Below are 21,195 nucleotides of genomic sequence, written 5' to 3'. Positions count from 1 at the left end.
GTCAGGAATCCCGTTGCTCTTTGGATTGGCCAGACCTAATTTGCCTACTGTTTGATGTAATACATAAACGCATGGCGACCGGAGGCGATTTTGACAGCGGGTGACGATTGGGTCCTGAAAGCCGAGCGGCTTGGCTGTGTCTATGCCGACAATGGCTCTGGAAACCAACCGTCCAGCGGTGTCTATGCCGACAAATTCACCCTGCCCCGCGGCCAGGTGACCGCCATCATCGGTGAGTCCGGGTCCGGCAAGTCGACCCTGCTCAGCATCCTGGCCGGGCTGCGCAAGCCCAACCGCCTCAACGACCAGAGCCGCCTGCTGTACCGGGGCAAGGACGGGCGCGTCTGGGACCAGCTGCGCGAAAACCGGCCGCCCCCGGGCGAGATCGCCTTCGTTTTCCAGGAAGCGCAGCTGATCAAGGCGATCCCCGCCCGCGCCAATGCCAAGATGGCGGGCCATATCTCGAACAAGGGCAATGCCGGGGAACTGGCCCGCGACCTGGCCCAGGACTTCGAATTGGGACCGCAGTGGGACAAGCTGTCCGAAACGCTTTCTGGCGGTCAGGCCCAGCGCATCGCCATCATCCGCGCGCTCTGTGTCGAGCCGAACCTGATCGTCTGCGACGAGCCGACCAGCAGCCTCGACAAGACCATGAGCCAGAACGTCATCGAGGCGCTGCGCTGGTGGACCCATGAAACCGGCTGCGCGGTGCTCTGGGTGACGCATGAGCTGGACCTGGCAGCACATTACGCGGACCGGGTGGCACTGGTCTCGTCTGGCCGGGTCTATTGTGATGCGGAAACCGGCCAGCCCTGGACGCTGGACGCGCCCTACGAGGAACGCCTGGACATCCTGCATGACCTGATCGAACAGGGCCGCAAGCAGCCCGCCCTGACGGTCGAGGCGCTCGACCGGATGATCGACCGTCCGGGCGATGCGGCACCGGACGAGATGGAGCTGGCGCGGGCGCCCCGCTGGCGCCCCGGCTCTCTGCGGTCCTACGGCTTTGTCGTGAACTGCGCTGTCGACGAGGTGTCGCTGGGGATGCGCCGGGCCGTCGCCGCCGGGTCAAACCGGATCTGGGCGCATCTGCGCGGTCTCTACCAGGCGATGACGCGCTCCTTGACCCTGATCCTCTTTCTGGGGCTGACGGTCTTTTACTTCGTGGCGCTTGGCCGCAACGTGACAGAGGCCGCGTTGAACGCGCAACTGTCGCAACCCAGCATGTCGCATTTCACCATGCGCACGGTCTACAACGGCGGGCAAACGCTGGACATCGCCTCTCTGGGGGTGCTGGACAAGACGTTGTTCGATGCCGCCCCCATCGCCACCGAGGCCAGCGACAAAGCGCGCCGCGTCTTTGGCCGCCGCGTCCACGAACAGCAGTACCTCTGGTTCCCCGATGAATCCAAGGACGGCACCTGCAACACGCGCCCCCTGGACGGGATCGAACCCTATATCCGCACCATGCAGGTCTTTGACGCGCGCGAACCGCTGTTCGAGGATCTTTCCTTTCCGGCCTGGAACGGGGTGGAGGCCGACCCCGAATGGCGCACCAGGCCCGGCATCCTTGCGACGCAGGGGTTCATGGAAACATTCCGGATCGAAGCCGGTCAGGAGATCTGCCTGGAACTGTTCAATCGCACCATCGGCCTGCCGGTTCTGGGCGTGGCCGAGGAATTCCCCGGCGGCGGGGAACGCAAGTACCCGTTGGCGGTGACCGAACTGGTCTATCATGACCTTTTCCTGGAGGCCCCGCCGGACAATTTCGTGCAGAACGGCAAGATCACCCTGCCCACCTACCGCGAGGCGGCGGTCTATTTCGACAAGACCAGCTTTGAAAACGTGGTCTGCAAGTTTCCCGACATGCCCGAGTGTACGCCGGATGAAACGCCAGTCCTGTTCGGGTTCAAGCTGGACCAGGACATCCTGAACCAGGTGCGGGGGATGCTGCGGGCAATGGACGGGGCCAGTGTGTCCTTCGCTGTGCTGTCCTGGACCTTTGCCGCCACCATCGTGATCTCGACCGCGCTGGCCACCGCCGCCTTTGTCCAGCGCAACGAAAAGTCGATCGCGGTGATGAAGGCCTTTGGCTACACCGTTGCCCACATGGCGATGATGATCCAGACGCAGATTGCCGTGTTGCTGTGCCTTGCGATCTTCTGGTTCCTGGGGCTGCACTGGATCTTTCAGACCTACGCGGCGCCCTATGCCGCCAATGCCTTTGACCTGCCGGTGGAATGGCTGGCGATGAAACAGGGGCTTTTCTGGCGCGCATTCATCGCGGTTTTCCTGCTATCACTCTTGGTAACCGTCGTCGTTATCGGGACATGGTGGCGAAAGAACCGCTACTTGAGTGAAACGCTACAAACGATCTGAGGGAAAGCATTGGGTAGAATATCCACCGTCCTGGCCGCCACGGCGTCCGTCCTTTGCCTGACGGCCACCGCCGGATACCCGGAGTCCCATGAAGCCGCCGGGCCGGATGTCTCGGAAGAGGTACAGGGCCGCCTAGTCACGCCGGACGGAACACCGGACGCCGATGATCCCGCCGCCGCCCCGGCAACCGAGGACGCCGATCCGCCCGCCGCGCCAGACGAAGGCGCGGGGCCGGCGGATGCCCCTCCCGATCCGGCACCGGTTCCCGATCCGGCCCCCGAGGCGCCGGAGCCGCCGGCGGCAGACAGTGGTATCGATGTCGACCTGCTGATGGACACGCTGCTGTCCGCGCTGGAGGACATGCAGGAGCTTCGCCCAAGGATCGACGCGCTGGAAGGACAGGTCGCGGCGCATGAAAAGCTGCTCCGCCAGGTCTGCACCAACGAAGGCTACGAGGCCGATCCGCCCGATTGCCTGCACCTGCATCCGGATCCGCCGGATCTTGACCCGCTGCAGGCCCAGATCGACGAGCTGAACCGCACCATCCTCACCTTGCAGGGCGAGCTTGCCGAGCTGCGCGCGCGTCCTGCCGCGCCGACGGCGGTACCTCCGGTGATTGCCGAAGATCCGGACCCCGCGCCGACGCCACGCGAAGACACCGGCCCGGTTGTGGCCGAAGGTGATCCCTTTGTCCTGCGCCAGACGCCGGATGGCCTGCCCCTGTTCCCGGCCCAACGGGAATTCGGGCTGGACCAGGGGCCGCTGGCCGCCATGATCCCCGACCTGCCGGATGCCGCCTTGTGCCAGGAGGCCGGGCAATGGCTGGTCGACAGCGCGGCCAACCGGATTGCCGATGCATTCTACGTCATCAGGGAGGGCGAAATCGCCATGTGCAAGCTGGTCGGTGACCAATGGTCGGTGGTCTCTGCCGGCCGCCTGGACAAAGCCCACATCGTCGTTGAGGGAGGAAAGCAATGAGACGTCACAGGCTTTTCACGGGCCTCCTGCTGGCCACCATATCCGCCGCCGCCCCTGCCCTTGCCGAAACCTGCCTTGAGGACCTGCGCATCATGCGCGATCAGCCCGACCGCCTGCTGGGCGGTCCGGCAGGGCTGGCCTCCAAGGTGCGTGACCAGATGATTGCGCGGAACGCGATCCCTCTGGCGCGGTCCAACGAGGCACTGGGAAAGGTCACATGGGCGGGAGGTGAAAGACGCACCGTCGCCAAGGACGACCCGCATTGCCTGGTCACCGAGGGGCTCGTGCTGGACTACCCGCTGCCCGGCCGCGACGCCAATTCAGAGGGTTTCCTACGCTTTCCCTTGCGCCTTATCGCCTACAACGACGTCCCCATGCCCGAGGACGCGGGCGATCTGCCGGGCGTCGGACTGCAATTCTACAAGCCGGTCACTGACACGACAGAACCGAATTTCGGCCTGGCCATTCGCCAGTTCTGGCCCAACCTTGACGGCAAGGAGTCTAACCCCGCCGGGTCCGGCGAGTTTACGAGCGAAAGGCTTGCCAAGTATTATCGCATCATCGCCCGTGACGCCGACGACCTGTCACAGGGGGTCATCATGCTGCTGTGCATCAACGATTGCGCAGCGGACCTTGCGGACCTGCCGGAAGCGGCGGACGCGCCGCTGCCCGTCACGCCGCCAAAACCGGTCGAACCGGACGCACCTGTGACGGTTCAGACCGCGAAACCGGACAAAGACCCGGCGACCGATCCCGCGCCCGTCGACCGCCCCGAGGTGACGGCCACGCCCCTTCCCCCGGCGGAACCGGGCATCCCCTATTCCAAGCTCTGGGCGAGCAGCCTCCTGGATCTGGTCGAGCCGGTCTTCCTGTTCGAGGGGCAGGAAGTCACTGTCCCGCCCTACCAGATCGCCTGCCGGGACGCGGCGCCGGCCTGGGACGCCAACCTGGCGCGGCTGGCCACGCAGCTTTATGGCCCCGAATGCCTGCAGTTCGACGAGAAATACGAAGCGGCGTCCGCCCGCCTGGTCGAGGCCAGCGTCGCCACCGAACGCCTGGTCGTGAACGTCGCGCTGGCCCGCAAGCGGTCGGCCTTCCTCAAGCGCCTGGTCGTCGGGTTCGAGATCCCCGAGACGCTCTACCTCGACTGCACGCTCAGCGTTCGTTTCGCCGAAACCCCGGGAACGGATGCCGATCCGGTCTTTGCCGGCAAATCGACCCGGCTCTTTACCGGGCGTGACATTTCGGCCGGCTGGTTCCTGCGAGAGCAGGAAGTTCAGGCACTGTTCCCCGACAAGGCCCGGCTGGACGAAATCGCGATCGAGATCACCGCGCCGCAGGATGCCGACAACCAGGCCTGCCGCCTGGCCGAACCCGTGATCCTGTCGCTGCGCGAAGCGGACAGCGATCCGCGTGTCTCGATCGACCTGGATGGGGTAGTGACGATTTCCGAGGTCCGGCTGCTGCCCAATGCCGCCACCGAGTATTTCTTTCTGAACACCTACCTGGGTGCCTCGCTGGTGGGCACCGCCGAACAGGGCGAAGGCGTCTATGCCTTCACCAACCAAAGGAGCGACCTGCTGCATTACCTGGCAGCATATGTCGATTTCGCCGTCGAGGATGCGCTGGAAGAGAGCCGTTCGGCCGAGTTCGTCTTTTTCGCGCCCGACGAAAACGGCCTGCACCGCGAGGTCGCCCGCCTGACACCGCTGGAGATGCGGCAGAAACCCGACTGGCTGCGCGAGCTACTGGGGCGTTTTGCCCGGGTCGAACCGAACGCGGATTATGCCGATGTTCGCGTCACCGCCGTTCTGGACGAGTTGCGCGCGGCGGGCGCCCTGTCCGCGGATGTCCCGACGGGCGTTCACGTCGTGGGCCGCACCGGCTTTTCCGACCGCAACGACTATTGCGACCCCTCCGCCTTTCTGGGCTACGAGGGGTCCACGGTCAGCATCGTCGAGTTCGCCTCCGGCAACTATTTCCCCGACCTTGCCAGCAGCCTCGGCGAGGAAAACACCGTTCGGGACGCCGACGTGCGCACCCTGCGGTGCCGTGACCAGCTGAACAGGCATATCATCATCTTCCCCGACAGCGTGTTCATCAGACCGACACCGGATGAGCTCTCCGTCAGCTTCCAGGGCCTCAAAGGAGGAAACGCGACCCATGCGGACTAAGACCGACCAATGGCGCCGGGTGATCGGTGTCGCCGGTTTCACGGCCACACTGACGCTTGCGTCCCTGGCCCATGCACAGGGGACGCCGCCGCAGGATTTCTACATCGAAGAGGGTCTTTGCAGCATCCAGCAGCTGGATTCGCTGCCCGACCCGCAGGGCACGGGTGGCGCGGTGCTGACCGTGGCCGACACCCAGATCTTCCAGACGCGCGGCGGCAACCCGATCCCGACGCCGACCAAGGTGCCGCCTCTGACGCGGCTGACCTGCCATTTCGAAGCCGGCGACAAGGTGCTGGTGTCCAGCACCGGCGAAACCCCCTACTGCGGCTGGATCGACGGTGACGACGTGCTGGCCGGCAAGATGTCCGCGACCCTGCGCACCATCGTCGGGGGCGAATACTGCGGTGACATCCTGCCGATGCGGGTGTCGGAATTCTGTTCGCGGCTCAAGGACATGGGCGAGGAAACCGCCGAGTGCAAGGACGCCTCGATCGCGCGGTCGGTCTTTGACGCCAAGTTCATCGTCGACAACACCGGCCTGTCCGGGGATGCCAGCGTCCGCGATCTCAGCCCGGTGGAAATCCCCGTCTACGCCCTGCCAGATGACCGCGAACGCTCGGGCACGATCAACATCTTCAACGTGCTGCTGATCCGCGAGATCGCGCGGGGCCCGGATGGCCAGCTGCGCTATCTGCTGCTTTCGGGCGAACAGCCCATCGGCTGGGTGGACGCGCAGGCGGGACAGGTCTGGTATTCGCGCCTGACCACCTTCTTCAAGACCGGCGGCGACGGACAGGTGCTGTCGGACTTTCCGCACAGCCCCTACGCCAAGCCCATCGCCGGCGTCCCGGGCAATCTGGACCGCGTCGCCACCGAGGGACCGGAGTTCCAGCGATACCCGGTCTTGCAGGACAACCGGCAGGCCAGCTCGGACAACAACAACTTCCTGCCCAACCTGCGCGTCGCCTTCATCGGGGCCTATTGCGACAGCGGCGGTGCGGGCGTCTGTTCCCGGATCGACGACACGCCCCCGCCCGAGGTCTTTGACGCGCTGAACAAGACCGACGTGCTGTTCCTGATCGACGGCACCAAGTCCATGCGCAGCTATTTCGACATCGTGTCGCGCGCGGTGCGCGGGCTGGCGCGTGACTATGTGGGCAATGCCTCGTTCCGCTTTGGCGTGGCGATGTACGGTGACTACCTGTCGCCCTCGGCCACCCGGCTGCGCGATCCGATGCAGTTCCGCTATCCCATCGCCCTGCAACCCATCCTGCGCGGCGACGAGTTCGCGGAGCTCAGCGGCGTCGATCTCTACATCGAAGATGCGCTCAAGGACAAACCCGAGGCTTCGAACGCGGCATTGCTGCGCGCTGCCGAGGAAACAGACTGGCGCAGCGATGCGCCCAAGTGGATCATCCACATCGCCGACCACGGCGACCGCCAGCCCCCCAGCCCCGAGTTGATCGAGGCCCTGCAAGAGGCCAATATCTTCTACGCGCCGATCCCGGTGCGCGGCGAGGCCGTTCTGGCGGCCAGCCAAGCCTTCCTGCAGCATTCCAACGCGATCCGGAACCAACACGTCTCGCCCTCGGGCAAGGCGCTGTCGGTCGAGGTGAAAAAGACCTATACCACCGGGGCCAAGGACGAGATCGCCGAGTTCGAGGCCATCGGCCTGGCCATTCGCGGCGCCCTGCTCTACGGCGAACAGCTGCGGCAGGAAGCCATCCGGCGCGCCTACAACCAGACACCAAGCACTGGAACCGCGGACCGCAGCGCGGCCTTTCCGGCCGGCTACTCCGAGGTGCTGGAAGCCGGTTACGAGATCTTCCTGAAGGATTTCGAACGGTCCATCGGCACCAATGACATCACCCAGCGCACCATCGCCGCGGTCGGATATGTCGAGACGGCGCCGGTGGAAGAGGAGGAAGAGGACTGGAGCTACTACGCCTCGCTGCCTCTGGGAGTCGCGGTCAAGCTGTCGGGCGCGCTCAACACCGCTTGCCGGGGCTTCGGCGACGGCGGATCGGGCGAATTGGTCTCGCAGGCCGCGGTCGAGATGCTGTCCGTCCTGACCGGTGACCCGATCCAGGAGGGCCAGGACTTCGAGGACTATTTCCGAAACCGGGGCAGCCTGCCACTGGCGACGCGCACTCTGTTCCGCGCCGACGATCTGCGGCAGATGAACCTGGACATCCTGAACCAGAGCAAGCCGCGCCAGATCGACGCCCACCGGCGCGAGCTGTGCCGCAGCGCGGTCCTCGTCAGCCGCATGGTCAATGGCGGCCGACTCGACCAGCCTTACGAGTTCGACGAGAACGGCAACCGGGGCGATCTTGTCTGGCGGCGCGACCAGGGGTCCTATACCTTCCGCAACCTGCGGGAATATGACTGGATCTACACCGACAAGTTCGGGCGCAAAGTCTATTTCATGCCGCTGGAATTCCTGCCCCAGTACCGCAAGGTCGCGGACTGACGATGCCTTGACGGCGGCCCCTCCATCACCGGGAGGGCCGCCGTACGATTGCAGATCGGCATGGGGTCAGGCCTATTGCCCGGCCGCGAACTCTGCGAAGCGATCGAACAGATCGGGCTGCCCCATCTGCCCCCCCTTCAACATGATCCGCATTCCGTCACGGCGCGCGTCCTGGTGGCTGGCAACGCAGATGCAGACACCGGCGCCCATCGCCCGGTCATAGGCCAGGGCGTCCAGACCGAGGCGTGCGCAGATACGGCTGGATGTATCGCCCCCCGCAAGACCAAGGCAGGCCACCGGGCAGCGATCCAGCAATTGCGCGACGAAACCCGCCGAGGCATCGGCCAGCCCGCCCGGCGAGAGCCCGTAGTCGGCCCCCTGTTCCAGGTGCACCAGCAAAGGCGCCCCGGCCTCAAGTAGGCCGGCGGCCTGCACCAGGGCAGAGCCATCGCTCAGGGCACCGGGGGTCAAGGCCAGGCGTGTTCCGGAAAACTGTTCGACCTGGGCACGGGTGTTGGCGGATCGGCTGCCTGCGAACATCAAAACGCCCCCCGACGGCGCGGCCGGCAGTGCCGATGGCGGAGAGGATCGCTCACTGGACCCGGCAAGGATCTCGGCCACGGAACTGGCGCCGATCAGCAGTTGGCGCCCCCCGGCCTGCCGCAGCGCCCGCGCGATGGCAAGCCCGTCCGCTTCGCTGGCCATGTCAAAGAGCACGGGACCAGCCTTCAGGGTTTCGACCACCGCTTCCGTCTCATCCAGTTGCGTGAAGGGCACCAGGGTCAGCCCCTCCAAACCCTGCGCCGCCAGGTGACGGCGCAGGTCGGCTTCTTCCATCGGCGTCACCGGGTGGCAAGCCATGACCGGGTGGCGGTCGATCCGGTGCACATTGCCGTCGGGACCGCGCGCAAATAGATGCCCAAAGAGGCAATAGCGCCCAAGGCTGGGCTGACCGCCGATCACCGCAACTACATCGGGCTGGAACCGGTCGATCAAGGCGCCCGTGACCGCCCCGATGGACCCTACGGAAGGCGCGGAATCGAAGGTCGAGCAGACCTTGAAATGCAGGACTTGCGGGGAGGCCGCGGCAATCGCGGGCCAGAGGCGGTCAAGCTCTGCGAGCGCGCGCTCCGGCGCCAGCGAGCGCAGGTCGGTCGGCAGGCCAAGCGCGTCCAGATCCCCCGGCGCTGCCTCGGGGTGCAGCACCAAACGCGATGTCAACCCGAGGCGAGCATATGTGGCCAGGCTGTCCGACGCGCCGGTGAAATCGTCCCCCAGGAAGACGAGGCCCGCCATCAGCGCGCCCCGAAGAACCGGAAGGCGGCAGCCAGTGCCGGGCGGCTCTGCGCCGCCTGTTCCAGGTCCTCACCGGCAGACAAGGCCTCCCACGCCTCGCGCAGCGAGGCGATGCCCTGGGCCGGTCCATCCGGGTGGGCCAAGATGCCGCCGCCACACATGAACATGAAATCCGGGCCCTGCGCCGCCTCATAGGCCGAGGGCATGGTTCCCGCCCATTGGCCCGAGGAAAAGGCCGGCATGACCCGGTCATCGGCGCCGTCGGTCAGCGGGGCAAGACAGGCACGCGCGGCCTCTGTCACCTCGTCGGCATGGTCTACGAACTTGCCACCGATGCCGTGGACATGCATGTGATCGACCCCCGCCAGCCGATAAAGTGACTGGTAGGCGGGGAACCCCATGCCCAACAGCGGGTGGCGGCTCATCGCGCCGAACCCGTTGCGGTGGCCGTGGATCGCCAGCGGCGTCGCCGCGCGCAGCGTCTCCATCCCCGACAGGCCGCACCAGTTGAGGCTGGCCATGACGCAGGTGCCGCCTTCTGCCGCCACAAGATCGGCGTGGCGGCGCATGGCATCGGTTTCGTCGGTGATGTTGAAGGCCATCATGACGTTGCGGCCCTTGTCCTGCCACTTGCGCAGCACGGCCATCACCGCCGGAACGCGTGTCGCCAGCGGCGCCACGTCGGGATTGGCGCAGACCTCGTCATCCTTGATGAAATCGACGCCCGCCGCGCACAGACGGTCGACCAGCGCGGCGATGTCCTCGGAGGTCATGCCGACATTGGGCTTGATGATCGTGCCGAAGAGGGGCCGGTCGGTCACACCCAGTGTTGCGCGCGTTCCGGCGATACCCTGCGCGGGCATCGGATAGCGGGCACGGTAATCCGCGGGCAGCTCCACCGACAGCAGTTTCAGGCCGGTGATCTCGCCGATGTCGTAGAGATTGCCAGAGACCGTGGCCGCCAGTGTTGGCAGGTTGCGCCCGATATTGCCGGGCGGAAATGCGATGCGAACGCGGGCGCGGGTGAAAGGCCCCGCCTTTCCCTTGCGCTCGACATAGGCCGAGGTCAGCGACGGGCTGTCCACCTGCCCCAGCACCTCGACCGAAAGCACCTGCGCGGCAGCGCGCGCGCGCAATTCGTCGGTTTCGCCCGCGACGCGCACGAAAGTGCCGGAAGACTGCTCGCCCGCCATCATGGCGGCGACCTCTTCAACCGGAAAGGGCGTTTCCAGCAGGTATTCCGCGACGATCAGGTCCATCACAGCACCGACAGGTCCGGGAAGGGTCGCACGGGATCAGATCCGTCCCAATCGACCGAGGCCGCGCGGATCATATCGAACATCTTGCCCTTGGGTCCCTGCACTTCGGAGAGTTCAATGCAGGTGCCGGGGTGATGTTCCTCGGCGAAATAGCAGAAGCGCCCGTTCTGGCCGACGCAGCCGGACATCTTGACGGTAAAGCCACGGTCCAGCATCCGGACCAGATCGGCATCATAGTCGGTCGTCCAGAAGGCAACGTGTTGCAAACCGCGCAGCCCCTTTTCACGAAAGTCGCGATACATCGAGGGCACGTCGTTGCGGCACTGGATCAGTTCAACCTGCATCGGGCCGGAGTTGGCCAGGGCAACGGAGTTTTCCGGCTGATAGCTTTGCCCGTCGTAGCGATAGTCCTCGATCGGGACGCGCGGGTTGTAGAACCAGGGGCCCACGCCCATGACCTCTGACCAGTGCTTCATGCCGGCCTCGATATCGTCGACGACATAGCCAAGCTGTCGGATCGGGCCCAAAAGGGTGCTCATGTCGAACCTCAGTTCATCAGTGTTTCGGGGAGCCAGGTGGACAGCGCCGGCACGGCAGAGACCACCAGGAGAGAGAGAAGAAGGGGGATGAAGAAGGGCAGCACCCCGGCAATGACGCGGTTGATCGGCATCTTGGTGATGATGGTGATCATGTAGAGGCTCATGCCCACCGGCGGCGTCAGCAGCCCGATCATCAGGTTCAGGACAAAGACGATCCCCAGTTGCAGCGGATCCACTCCGGCAGCGGTCAGCGCGGGCGCCACGATGGGCGCGATGATCAGGATGGCAGCGATGCTTTCCAGCACCATGCCGACGATCAGCAGAAAGACGTTGACGATCAGCAGCAGCACCAGCGGGTTTTCCGACAGGCCCAGAAGGAAACCGGAGACCTTCATCGGCACCTGGTCCAGTGTCAGCACCCAGGCGAACAATGCCGCCGTGGCCACGACAAACAGGATGTTGGCCGTGGATTCGACGGTCTCGCGCAGGGCCGCGCCCATCTTGCGCAGGGTGAGCGAGCGATAGACGACGATCCCGATCAGCGTGGCATAGGCGACGGTGACGCCCGCGACCTCTGTCGGGCCGAACCATCCGCTCATCAGCCCGCCGATCAGCAGGACCGGTGCCAGCAGCGCGGGAATGGAGATCACCGCCTTGCGCGCAATCGCCTTGGGCTCGGCCCGGACGGTGTCGCGCGGCAGGCCTTTGACCCGGGCGATGATCGCGATCTGCGCCATCAAGAGGCCCGTCAGCAGCAGCGCCGGGATGATCCCCGCCAACAGCAGCTTGACCGCCGAGACATTGGCGACCGAGGCATAGATGATGATCGGGATCGAGGGCGGAAAGATCGGGCCGATGGTGGCGGCGGCGACGGTGACACCGGCGGCAAATTCCTCGCGGTAGCCCTGCGCCTTCATCTGGTTGATCTGGATTGCGCCAAGCGCGCCGATGTCGGCTAGGGCCGCGCCCGAGATGCCCGAGAAGATCAGCGAGACAAAGACGCTGACCTGCGCGACGGCGCCCCGGATACGGCCAAAGATCATCCGCACGAGGTCAAAGAGATGCGTCGTCACCCCGGTCGCGTTCAGCAGGTTGGCGGCAAGGATGAAGAGCGGCACCGCCAGCAGGGGCGAGCTGTCCAGAGCATTCAGGCTGCGCTGCGACAGGACCGCAACTGGCAGCCCCTGCATCACGATCACGACGGCCGAGGACAGGCCCAGGCAAACCGCGATCGGCACGCCGACGGCCAGCAGCGCGAGAAAGAGGGCGACAAGAATGAGGCTCATGTGGGTAGTCCGCTATCGTCCCTGGGATCATGGTAGGGCTCGGTGGGGGCGTGGCCGGTCAGGGTGCGGGCAACACGGTGCAGCGCGACGGCAAAGAGGAACAGGCTGCCGGTCAGCGCGAGGCTGTAGTAGACCCAGTTGGGCACGCGCATCGCGGGCGTCAGGAACTTGCCAGCGCGTGGCAGGAACTCGGCAAAGCTCCAGAGCATCAACGCGGCGAAAGCCAGCGTGGCGATGTCTCCGATCAGGTGCATGATCTTGCGCGCCGCCGGGGGCGAGGCATCGGGCAGCATCGAGACCGAGACCAGCACATGCCGTCCGGCGAGGCAGGGCACGGACAGAAACACCAGCCCGATTCCGGAAAACCGCGCCAGTTCGTCCGCCCAAGGCAGGCCCAGGTCGTAGAAATTGCGGGCAGCCACCTGCGTCACGACCAGAGCGGCCATCAACACCAGCAGGCCCATGCCCAGGACAACACCGAAACGGGCGAGCCGCGCGAGGATCGCGCGGCCCGGTTCGCTATGCGGCATCAGGCGACCGCCGCAATCTTGGAGTAGAGGTCGCCGTATTCGGCACCAAAGCGTTCGTCGACCAGCTTGCTGACCGAGGCGCGGAAGGCGTCCAGCTGCAGACCGTCCTCGGCGCCGATCACGGTCATGCCCAGGTCGCGCAGCTTTTGCGTCTCGGCTTCCTCGTTGTCGAGGATGGCCTTGGTCGCCTTCTGGCGGGTTTGCTCCGAGGCTTCGCGCACCGCATCCTTCTGCTTGGCGTCGAGGCCCTGCCAGGCATCCTCGTTCATCACGACAACCTCGGCGTTGGACATGTGGCCGGTCAGCATCAGGTGCGACTGCACCTCGTAGAGCTTGACGTTCAGCACCACGTTGACCGGGTTTTCCTGCCCCTGCACGACGCCGGTGGCCAGCGCGGTCGGCACCTCGGACCAGTCGACCGGCACCGCGACGGCGCCCATGCCCTCGACCGCGGTGGTGTAGATCGGGAAGGGCACGGCGCGGATCTTGGTCCCGGCCAGGTCTTCGGGCGACATGACCGCCTTGTTGCAGGTCAGGTTCCGGCGGCCGAAGTAATGGGCATAGATCACGCGCACGTTGGCGGCGACGATCAGGCCCTCGTTCAGCTCCTGCATGACCGGGCTTTCGACATCCGTCACCTTCATCAGGTGATCGACGTCACGGTACAGGTACGGCGTGTCCAGCGCCGCGAAGGGCTGGTAAAGCGAGCCCAGCGCGCCGGCGGTGTTGTGCGAAAAGGCGATGGTGCCCAGCGACACGGCCTCGGCCAGTTCCTGCAGCTTGCCCAGCTGGCTGTTGGGGAAAACCTGCACGTTGATGTCGCCACCCGAGGTCTGGCCCAGCGCCTCGGCGAACCAGTCAGCCTGGGCGCCCGCGACAGAGGCGACCTCGTTGTTGTGACCATAGCGCAGGGTCGTGGCGGCAAGGCCGGGACGCGCCAGGAAGGGTGCGGCCAGGGCGCCGGCGCCGGTGGCCAGCAGGGTACGGCGGGTCAATCCTTGAGACTTCAGCATCGGGTCTCCTCCCAGATTATGATGCGTTTTGATGTTTCATCATGCCTTGGCTTGGCCCCAATTCATGATTTCAACAGGCTTGACCAAGGTTATGGTTTTGAGCCACGCTTCGTCAAAGGAAATGAAATGACGGTTTTTGAGGTCCGTCAAAAGAGCGCAGAATGACGGACAGCACGAAACCACAACTTTCCGATATTGCCGCACGCGCAGGCGTTTCGCTGGCCACGGTCGACCGGGTCATCAACCGACGCAAGGGCGTCAAGGAACGCACGCGCGGGCGGGTCCTGGAAATAGCCCGCGAGATCGGGTTCCTCTCGACCGAGGACGCCGAACGCTATGGCACGGAACGCCCCCTGAACATGGTCATGCTGCTGCCTGCGGGGTCGAATCCCTACCTGCGCCTGCTGGGCGAACGGGTAAAGGCGCGGATCGGACGATCGGGTATAAACGACCCGTTCCTGCGCTGTTTCTTTATTGAAAGTTTCGATGCTACCGCACTGGCCGAGGCGCTGCGCAAGAACGCGGCCTGGGCCGATGCCATCGCCTTTTTCGCCATCGAGCATCCCGAGGTGCGCGAAGCCGCGCTGGAAGTGGCCGCAGGCGGCACCCGGCTGGTCACCATCGTTTCGGACCTGGGAACCCTGCCGGATGTCGCCCACGTCGGGTTGGACAATCGTGCCGTCGGGCGGACGGCAGGGTTGTTGATCGGGCGGCTGGCGCATTCGGATACCGGGGCCGTGGCGCTGGTTGCCGGATCGCGCCACTACCGCGCCCATTCGGAACGCGAGGCCGGCTTTCTCAGCATCCAGGAAGAGATGTTCCCGCACCTGCGCGTGATCGGTATGCGCGAGGGGCATGATGACGCGGGCGAGAACTATCGTCACACGCTGGCCCTGCTGGATCAGGCGCCGGATCTTGTCGGCATCTACAACGTGGGCGGATCATCCAACGGGATCAGCCGCGCCCTGCGCGAGCGCGACAGGACGACTGTCACCTTCATCGGTCACGGCCTCACCCCGGACACGCGCCGTGCCCTGCTGGAGGGCAGCATGGACGCCGTCTTCGACCAGGACCCGGACCTGTTGATCGAGGCCGCGATCCGGGCGCTGTCGCACCCCGAACCGCGCCCACGCCCCCTGCGGCTTGAAATCTACTTCCGCGAGAACCTGCCCTGACACCACCTACCCTGCCAGGTCGGCACCGCCATGCCGCGCCTCGAAACGCGCCAACTCGCGCGCATCGGGGGCCTGCCCGGTAAAGGTCTTCACGTAGTTGGGGATCCGCGCCAGGCGCAGGCCGACATCTTCCTGCGCCTGCATCGAGATATAGCCGATCTGCACCAGGTACATAGTGCGCGCCCGCACGTCGGCTTCATCCGGATCAAAGCCGAACCGCTCGAACATCGCCCGGATGGCCGAAAGGCGCAGCTCGTCCGTGGAATTCACCTTGGCGGCGATGGCGTCGGACTGGTGCGCCCAGCCCCGCACCGCCAGGTCCAGCCGGGGTTCGAACCCGCCCCCGGGCAGGAACACCCCGATCACCGAAAGCACAGCCTCGGTGATGGTCTCGGCAAAGCCCTCGGTCGCCTGGACAAGGCATCGGGTGTTGATCTCTTCCCAATCGTCCAGCAGCGCCTGCAGCAGGGCCTCCCGGTCGTCGAAGAACCAGTAGAAACTGGTTCGCGACAGGCCAAGCCTGCTGGCCAGCGGCTGGATCTTCACCGCGTCGATGCCCGAAGCGATGAAGGCCTCGCGCGCCGCGTCGAGCCAAAGCTCTCGCGATCCCCGCCACCCTTTCGGTTTTTCGTCCGTATCCTGCGTCATGACGGATCTTCTAGCAGCAGGACCGAGCTGCCACAAGAAAACTCGACACATATGAACACAAACTTGACATAGATGAACATTCAGTGCATCGCTGGCCCGTCAACACGCGGAGGCCCCATGTCCAACGATCCTCTTCTGCAGCCCTACCAGCTCAAGCACCTGACGCTGCGCAACCGCATCATGACCACCAGCCACGAACCGGCCTACCCCGAGGACGGGATGCCCAAGGAGCGCTACGCCGCCTATCACGCGGAACGGGCGAAAGCGGGCGTGGCGCTGACGATGACGGCCGGTTCGGCCGCCGTGTCCAAGGACAGCCCCCCTGTCTTCAACAATATCCTCGCCTACAAGGACGAGGTCGTGCCGTGGATCCGCAACCTGACCGATGCCTGCCACGAACACGGCAGCGCGGTGATGATCCAGCTGACGCACCTAGGCCGCCGCACCGCCTGGAACAAGGGCGACTGGCTGCCCTCGGTTTCGTCTTCGAAACACCGCGAGCCGGCACACCGGGCGTTCCCGAAACTGGCCGAGGACTGGGACATCGAGCGCATCATCACGGATTTCGCCGATGCCACCGAACGGATGCAGGCCGGCGGCATGGACGGGGTCGAGCTGCAGGTCTATGGCCACCTGCTCGACCAGTTCTGGTCTCCGCTCACGAATGATCTTGATGGCCCCTATGGCGGCCGGACACTCGAGTCCCGGATGCAATTGCTGAACGACGTTCTGGACGGCATTCGCAAACGGGTGGGCACCGAGTTCATCGTTGGCCTGCGCTATACCGCAGACGAGGCCGAAACAGGCGGCATCACCCCCGAAGAGGGGATCGAGATTTCGAAACGCCTCGCTGCCGGGGGAAAGGTCGATTTCCTGAACGTCATTCGCGGCCGGATCCATACCGATCCCGCCATGACGGACGTGATCCCGGTGCAGGGCATGAAGAACGCGCCGCACCTGGATTTTGCCGGCGCGGTCAAGAAGGCGACGGGCATGCCCACCTTCCACGCCGCCAAGATCCCCGACGTGGCCACGGCGCGCCACGCCGTCGCGGCGGGCCTGCTGGACATGGTCGGCATGACCCGCGCCCACATGGCCGACCCGCATGTGGTGAAAAAGATCATCGAGGGGCGCGAGGATGACATTCGTCCCTGCGTCGGCGCCACCTATTGCCTCGACAGGATCTACGCCGCGGGCGAGGCACTGTGCATCCACAACGCCGCCACCGGGCGCGAGCTGACCATGCCTCACACGATCGCGCCTGCCGCCGACCGCAGGAAGGTGGTGATCGTCGGCGCAGGCCCCGCCGGTCTTGAGGCCGCCCGCGTCGCCGCCGAACGCGGCCATGACGTGACGGTGTTCGAGGCGCAGCCCGACCCCGGCGGCCAAGTCCGCCTGACCGCGCAGAACCCGCGCCGGCGCGAGATGATCTCGATCATCGACTGGCGCATGGCGCAATGTGCCGCGCGCGATGTCGAGTTCCGTTTCAACATCTGGGCCGAGGTCGAGGACGTGACCGCGCTGAATCCCGACGTGGTGATCGTCGCCACCGGCGGCATGCCCAACACCGAACTCTTCGAGAGCGGCAAGGAGCAGGACCTGGTCGTCACCGCATGGGACATCATCGCTGGCGACGTGAAACCCGGCCAGAACGTGCTGATCTACGACGAAAGCGGCGATCACCCCGGCCTCATGGCCGCCGAGGTCGCGGCCAACGCCGGCGCCACGGTCGAGGTGATGACCCCGGACCGGACCTTTGCGCCGGACATCATGGCGATGAACCTGGTGCCCTACATGCGTGCGTTGCAGGACAAGGACGTGACCTTTACCGTCACCCGCCGCCTGCTGGACGTGGCCCGTGACGGCAACGAGTTGAAGGCCGTGATCGGTACGGATTACAGCGATCTCAAGACCGAGAAACGCTATGATCAGGTGGTGGTGAACTATGGCACGCTGCCGATGGATGACCTGTACTTCGACCTGAAACCGCTGTCGTCGAACGGCGGGGCCGTCGACTACGACGCGCTGATCGGCGGCCAGCCGCAGACCCTGTCACGCGGCCCGGCGGAGGGGTTCCAACTGTTCCGCATCGGAGATGCTGTCAGCGCCCGCAATACGCATGCGGCGATCTACGACGCGCTGCGACTGGTCAAGGACATCTGAAACCGGCGAGGATCACGCGGGTATCCCATAAAAAGAAGGGCGGCCCCGGGGCCGCCCTTTCCTGTTTCCTCGCACGCTGGTTGGCGCGGCTCAGGCTGCTTCGGCGGCCAGTTCTGCCACGCCGGTCTCCAGCAAGTGCAGCAGGTGTGGCGCAAAGCTGTGCCAGACGTCCATGCGAAACGCGGTTTCGCCATCGCGCCACAGCAGGACCGTCACGCCATCGAAGTTGATCCGGCGCCCCTCGCCCACGGCGATGCTATCGGGGTTGCGCGGCATGCCCAGCGTCAGAAGATCCACGGCGCGCGGCCCGTTGATCTCGAAGGTGACCTCGCGCCCCGACACGTCGACCAGGCTGTGGGGCAGCGTGCCATAGACCTCGTCACAGGCCGCCTGCATACCCGCCGCCAGCGTCTCTGGCGCCTGCAGCATCCATTCGTCGGGACCAAGGCACAGCGCCTGGGACTCACCCGACTGCGCGCGCTGGCCGATCCGCGTGGGCAGCGTCAAGCCCAGCGCCGCGTTGAGCGGCGCAAGATCACCGCGCGCCCGCAGGGACAGCCGTGCACATGGTGCGGCAAGGCTGACTCGCGCCACCGCGCTTTCCGCGAGGACCGAGGGGGTGAAAGAGGAAATCGGTGCGTTCATGACAGGCTCCTCAGATCTTCAGACGGGCGTTTTCGGGATCGACGAAGATCGTCGAGGTGATCTTTGCCGCGATGGTGCGGTCGGGCATCGGGATATGGACGGTCTCGCCCATCTTGTCGTGTCCGCCCTCGACCAGCGCCAACGCGATGGGCCGGCCCGCCGCGTCCGAGTGATAGGAGGAGGTGACATGCCCCACCATCTTCATCGGCACCGGCTGGTTCGGGTCAAAGACGATCTGCGCGCCTTCTTCCAGCCTGGACTGATCATCGGTCAGCAGGCCGACAAGCTGCTTGCGCCCGGGCGCGACAAGGTCAGGCCGTGCCAGCCCGCGCATGCCGACGAAGTCGGGCTTGTTCTTGCCCACGGCCCAACCCATGCCCGCGTCATAGGGCGTGACGGTGCCATCGGTATCCTGGCCGACGATGATATAGCCCTTTTCGGCCCGCAGGACGTGCATGGTTTCCGTGCCATAGGCGCAGATGTCGTATTGCTGGCCGGCCTCCCAGAGGGTCTCCCACAGCTTGCGGCCCATCGGTGCAGGCACGTTGACCTCGAACCCGATTTCGCCGGTAAAGCTGATGCGGAACAGCCGCGCGGGCATCCCCGCAACGGTGCATTCCACGCAGGACATGTGCGGGAAGGTCTCATCGGTCAGGTCCACGCCCTCGACAAGCCCGCCAAGCAACTTGGCGGCGTTGGGGCCGTTCAGCGCGACGGTCGACCATTGCTCGGTCGTGGAGGTCAGCCAGACGTTCAGGTCGGGCCATTCCGTCTGGAGATAGTCCTCCATCATGTTCAGCACCCGCGCGGCACCGCCGGTGGTGGTGGTGACGTGAAAGCAGTCATCGGACAGGCGACCGATGACACCGTCATCGCGGATGAAGCCATCATCGCCGCAGAGCAGGCCATAGCGGCAGCGGCCCGGCGCCAGCTTGGTCCAAGGGTTGGTGTACATGCGGTTCATGAACTCGACCGCATCCGGTCCCTTGACCTCGATCTTGCCCAGCGTGGAGGCGTCGAAGATCCCCAAAGACTTGCGCGTGGCGACGCATTCGCGGCGCACGGCAGCGTCCATGTCCTCGCCCGCTTTGGGGAAGTACCAGGCGCGACGCCACTGGCCGACCGGCTCAAAGACCGCGCCGTTTTCCTCGGCCCAGCCGTCGATCTGCGTCTTGCGAGTCACCTCGAAGTGTTCGCCCCGGTGGTAACCCGCGAAGGCGCCGAAGGAGGTCGGCGTATAGGGCGGACGGAAGGTGGTCAGGCCCACCTGCGGCTGCTTCTTGCCCAGCGCGTCGGCGGCGATGTTCAACCCGTTGATGTTGGACATCTTGCCCTGGTCGGTCGCCATGCCGTTGGTGGTGTAACGCTTGACGTGCTCGATCGAACGCATGCCTTCGCGCACGGCCAAACGCAGGTCCTTGGCGGTCACGTCGTTCTGGTAGTCGACAAAGGCCTTGGCCTTGCCCGGGCTGCGGTCGGTCGGCAGTTCCTTGTGCGTGGTGCCGGTGCCGGGGCGGTCCGCCTCGACAGCATAGGCCATCGTCGCAGGCGCCTTGCCCAGCGCCGCGGCCACCTCACGCCCCTTCTCGGCACCGTCGTTCAAAACTGCCTCGATCCCCCAGAGCCCCCGGCTTGCGCCTGCGATGACGCAATCCTCGGGCGTGTCCTTGGGCAGGAAAGTGGTCAGGTCGTCGTCCCAGGTGAGCGAGCCCTTGGTGTGCGAGAACAGGTGCAGCGAGGGGGTCCAGCCGCCGGACATAAGCACCGCGTCGCAGGCGATGGTATAACCATCACCGACGGTGCCGCCCTTGACCGGGTTCACCCGCAGGGAATTGACCCGCAGGCGCCCTGTGGTGCCGGTGGCCGTATGCGCCAGCTTGACCTTGATGCCACGGTCCTGTGCGGCGGCCAGCAGATCCTCGCGGACGGTGTCGCGCGTATCGACTATGGCCTGAACACGGGCGCCGGCATCGGCGAGATCAAAAGCCGCGTACCAGGCAGAATCATGCGCAGTCAGGACAACCGGCTTCTTGCCCACCAGGACGCCGTAGCGGTTCAGGTAGGTCTGTGCCGATCCAGCCAGCATGACGCCGGGACGGTCGTTGCCGTGGAAGACCAGCGGCTTTTCCAGCGCGCCCTGCGCCAGCACGACCTGACCGGCCCGCACCCGCCACATGCGTTCGCGCGGCGTGTCGGCGGGCAGCTCCGGCAAGTGGTCGGTCAGCTTCTCGACCATACCGATCATGTTCTGGTGGTAATAGCCGATGGCGGTGGTGCGGGTCATGATCCGGACGCCAAGACCCTTCAGTGCCTCGACTTCCGCCGCCAGCCAGTCCCAGGCCGGTTTGCCGTCGATCTGTGCCTGCGGCTCGGACAGTAGCGTGCCGCCTGCCTCCGGGTTCTCATCGACCAGGACGACTTTCAGCCCGTCCACGGCTGCCGCGCGGGCGGCGGCAAGCCCAGAGGGACCGGCGCCGACGATCAGCACGTCGCAATGCAGGTAGCGCGAGGCGTAGTGGTCCGGGTCTTCCTCGGTCGGGGAGACGCCCAGGCCAGCAGCGGCGCGGATGAAGGGTTCATAGACCTTGTGCCAGAAATTCTTGGGCCACATGAAGGTCTTGTAGTAGAAACCCGCCG

General features: G+C 65.4%; 15 protein-coding genes. 6 read left to right on the top strand and 9 right to left on the bottom strand.

Translation table 11 applies throughout. The features are described from left to right. Nucleotides 1–90: 90 nt before the first annotated feature. From PVW46_RS20310 to PVW46_RS20295, 4 genes are read left to right on the top strand one after another with little or no spacing between them, the layout of a single operon-like run. Nucleotides 91–2,379, top strand: a complete 2,289-nt coding sequence (locus tag PVW46_RS20310; RefSeq protein ID WP_069208953.1) for an ABC transporter ATP-binding protein/permease — start codon at nucleotides 91–93, stop codon at nucleotides 2,377–2,379. A gap of 9 nt (nucleotides 2,380–2,388) precedes the next feature. Next, a complete protein-coding gene (locus PVW46_RS20305) occupies nucleotides 2,389–3,357 on the top strand; it encodes a hypothetical protein (protein WP_069208952.1) in 969 nt (322 codons plus the stop codon). Further along, on the top strand, nucleotides 3,354–5,531 hold the full coding sequence (locus PVW46_RS20300) for a hypothetical protein (protein WP_069208951.1): 2,178 nt from the start codon (nucleotides 3,354–3,356) through the stop codon (nucleotides 5,529–5,531). Before PVW46_RS20305 ends, PVW46_RS20300 begins: the two co-directional genes overlap by 4 nt. After that, entirely contained in the window at nucleotides 5,521–8,004 is a 2,484-nt protein-coding gene (locus tag PVW46_RS20295; protein ID WP_069208950.1) for a vWA domain-containing protein, read from the top strand. The genes PVW46_RS20300 and PVW46_RS20295 overlap by 11 nt, the downstream gene beginning before the upstream one ends. Nucleotides 8,005–8,076: 72 nt before the next feature. Here the strand turns inward: PVW46_RS20295 and PVW46_RS20290 are convergent, their stop codons facing one another. The 6 genes from PVW46_RS20290 to PVW46_RS20265 are packed head-to-tail and all read right to left on the bottom strand — an operon-like array spanning nucleotide 8,077 to nucleotide 13,927. Continuing rightward, on the bottom strand, nucleotides 8,077–9,300 hold the full coding sequence (locus tag PVW46_RS20290; protein WP_069208949.1) for a four-carbon acid sugar kinase family protein: 1,224 nt from the start codon (nucleotides 9,298–9,300) through the stop codon (nucleotides 8,077–8,079). After that, entirely contained in the window at nucleotides 9,300–10,559 is a 1,260-nt protein-coding gene (locus PVW46_RS20285; RefSeq protein ID WP_069208948.1) for a ribulose-bisphosphate carboxylase large subunit family protein, read from the bottom strand. The genes PVW46_RS20290 and PVW46_RS20285 overlap by 1 nt, the downstream gene beginning before the upstream one ends. Then, a complete protein-coding gene (locus PVW46_RS20280) occupies nucleotides 10,559–11,098 on the bottom strand; it encodes a VOC family protein (protein ID WP_069208947.1) in 540 nt (179 codons plus the stop codon). Before PVW46_RS20280 ends, PVW46_RS20285 begins: the two co-directional genes overlap by 1 nt. An 8-nt stretch (nucleotides 11,099–11,106) precedes the next feature. Then, a complete protein-coding gene (locus PVW46_RS20275; RefSeq protein WP_069208946.1) occupies nucleotides 11,107–12,384 on the bottom strand; it encodes a TRAP transporter large permease in 1,278 nt (425 codons plus the stop codon). Then, nucleotides 12,381–12,914, bottom strand: coding sequence for a TRAP transporter small permease (locus tag PVW46_RS20270; protein ID WP_069208945.1), 534 nt, complete (start codon nucleotides 12,912–12,914; stop codon nucleotides 12,381–12,383). Before PVW46_RS20270 ends, PVW46_RS20275 begins: the two co-directional genes overlap by 4 nt. Next, entirely contained in the window at nucleotides 12,914–13,927 is a 1,014-nt protein-coding gene (locus PVW46_RS20265) for a TRAP transporter substrate-binding protein (protein WP_274577331.1), read from the bottom strand. Before PVW46_RS20265 ends, PVW46_RS20270 begins: the two co-directional genes overlap by 1 nt. Nucleotides 13,928–14,088: 161 nt before the next feature. On the opposite strand from PVW46_RS20265, the gene PVW46_RS20260 reads away from it, so the two are divergent. Next, on the top strand, nucleotides 14,089–15,102 hold the full coding sequence (locus tag PVW46_RS20260; protein ID WP_069208943.1) for a LacI family DNA-binding transcriptional regulator: 1,014 nt from the start codon (nucleotides 14,089–14,091) through the stop codon (nucleotides 15,100–15,102). A gap of 6 nt (nucleotides 15,103–15,108) precedes the next feature. Here PVW46_RS20260 and PVW46_RS20255 read toward each other — a convergent pair whose 3' ends face one another. Next, nucleotides 15,109–15,750, bottom strand: a complete 642-nt coding sequence (locus PVW46_RS20255; RefSeq protein ID WP_069208942.1) for a TetR/AcrR family transcriptional regulator — start codon at nucleotides 15,748–15,750, stop codon at nucleotides 15,109–15,111. Between the two features lie 117 nt (nucleotides 15,751–15,867). Between PVW46_RS20255 and PVW46_RS20250 the strand changes: the two genes are divergently transcribed. Continuing rightward, nucleotides 15,868–17,913, top strand: a complete 2,046-nt coding sequence (locus PVW46_RS20250; protein ID WP_069208941.1) for an NADH:flavin oxidoreductase — start codon at nucleotides 15,868–15,870, stop codon at nucleotides 17,911–17,913. 90 nt (nucleotides 17,914–18,003) lie between these two features. Here the strand turns inward: PVW46_RS20250 and PVW46_RS20245 are convergent, their stop codons facing one another. Next, nucleotides 18,004–18,558: a sarcosine oxidase subunit gamma gene (locus PVW46_RS20245; protein ID WP_069208940.1), complete on the bottom strand. Its 555-nt coding sequence runs from the start codon at nucleotides 18,556–18,558 to the stop codon at nucleotides 18,004–18,006. Between the two features lie 10 nt (nucleotides 18,559–18,568). Then, nucleotides 18,569–21,195 (bottom strand): sarcosine oxidase subunit alpha family protein (locus PVW46_RS20240; RefSeq protein WP_274577322.1); only part of this gene is annotated, 2,627 nt, incomplete at its 5' end.

This window comes from Mameliella sp. AT18, from assembly GCF_028807275.1.
Classification (GTDB): domain Bacteria; phylum Pseudomonadota; class Alphaproteobacteria; order Rhodobacterales; family Rhodobacteraceae; genus Antarctobacter; species Antarctobacter albus.
Note: the sequence above shows the minus strand (reverse complement) of the source record. Positions and strands in the feature narration are given on the sequence as shown.

Excerpts from the sequence above, each read along its gene's own strand:
- PVW46_RS20300 (WP_069208951.1), top strand. The coding sequence starts at position 3,354 with ATGAGACGTCACAGGCTTTTCACGGGCCTCCTGCTGGCCACCATATCC.
- PVW46_RS20295 (WP_069208950.1), top strand. The coding sequence starts at position 5,521 with ATGCGGACTAAGACCGACCAATGGCGCCGGGTGATCGGTGTCGCCGGT.
- PVW46_RS20290 (WP_069208949.1), bottom strand. The coding sequence starts at position 9,300 with ATGGCGGGCCTCGTCTTCCTGGGGGACGATTTCACCGGCGCGTCGGAC.
- PVW46_RS20285 (WP_069208948.1), bottom strand. The coding sequence starts at position 10,559 with ATGGACCTGATCGTCGCGGAATACCTGCTGGAAACGCCCTTTCCGGTT.
- PVW46_RS20280 (WP_069208947.1), bottom strand. The coding sequence starts at position 11,098 with ATGAGCACCCTTTTGGGCCCGATCCGACAGCTTGGCTATGTCGTCGAC.
- PVW46_RS20275 (WP_069208946.1), bottom strand. The coding sequence starts at position 12,384 with ATGAGCCTCATTCTTGTCGCCCTCTTTCTCGCGCTGCTGGCCGTCGGC.
- PVW46_RS20270 (WP_069208945.1), bottom strand. The coding sequence starts at position 12,914 with ATGCCGCATAGCGAACCGGGCCGCGCGATCCTCGCGCGGCTCGCCCGT.
- PVW46_RS20265 (WP_274577331.1), bottom strand. The coding sequence starts at position 13,927 with ATGCTGAAGTCTCAAGGATTGACCCGCCGTACCCTGCTGGCCACCGGC.
- PVW46_RS20260 (WP_069208943.1), top strand. The coding sequence starts at position 14,089 with ATGACGGACAGCACGAAACCACAACTTTCCGATATTGCCGCACGCGCA.
- PVW46_RS20255 (WP_069208942.1), bottom strand. The coding sequence starts at position 15,750 with ATGACGCAGGATACGGACGAAAAACCGAAAGGGTGGCGGGGATCGCGA.
- PVW46_RS20250 (WP_069208941.1), top strand. The coding sequence starts at position 15,868 with ATGTCCAACGATCCTCTTCTGCAGCCCTACCAGCTCAAGCACCTGACG.
- PVW46_RS20245 (WP_069208940.1), bottom strand. The coding sequence starts at position 18,558 with ATGAACGCACCGATTTCCTCTTTCACCCCCTCGGTCCTCGCGGAAAGC.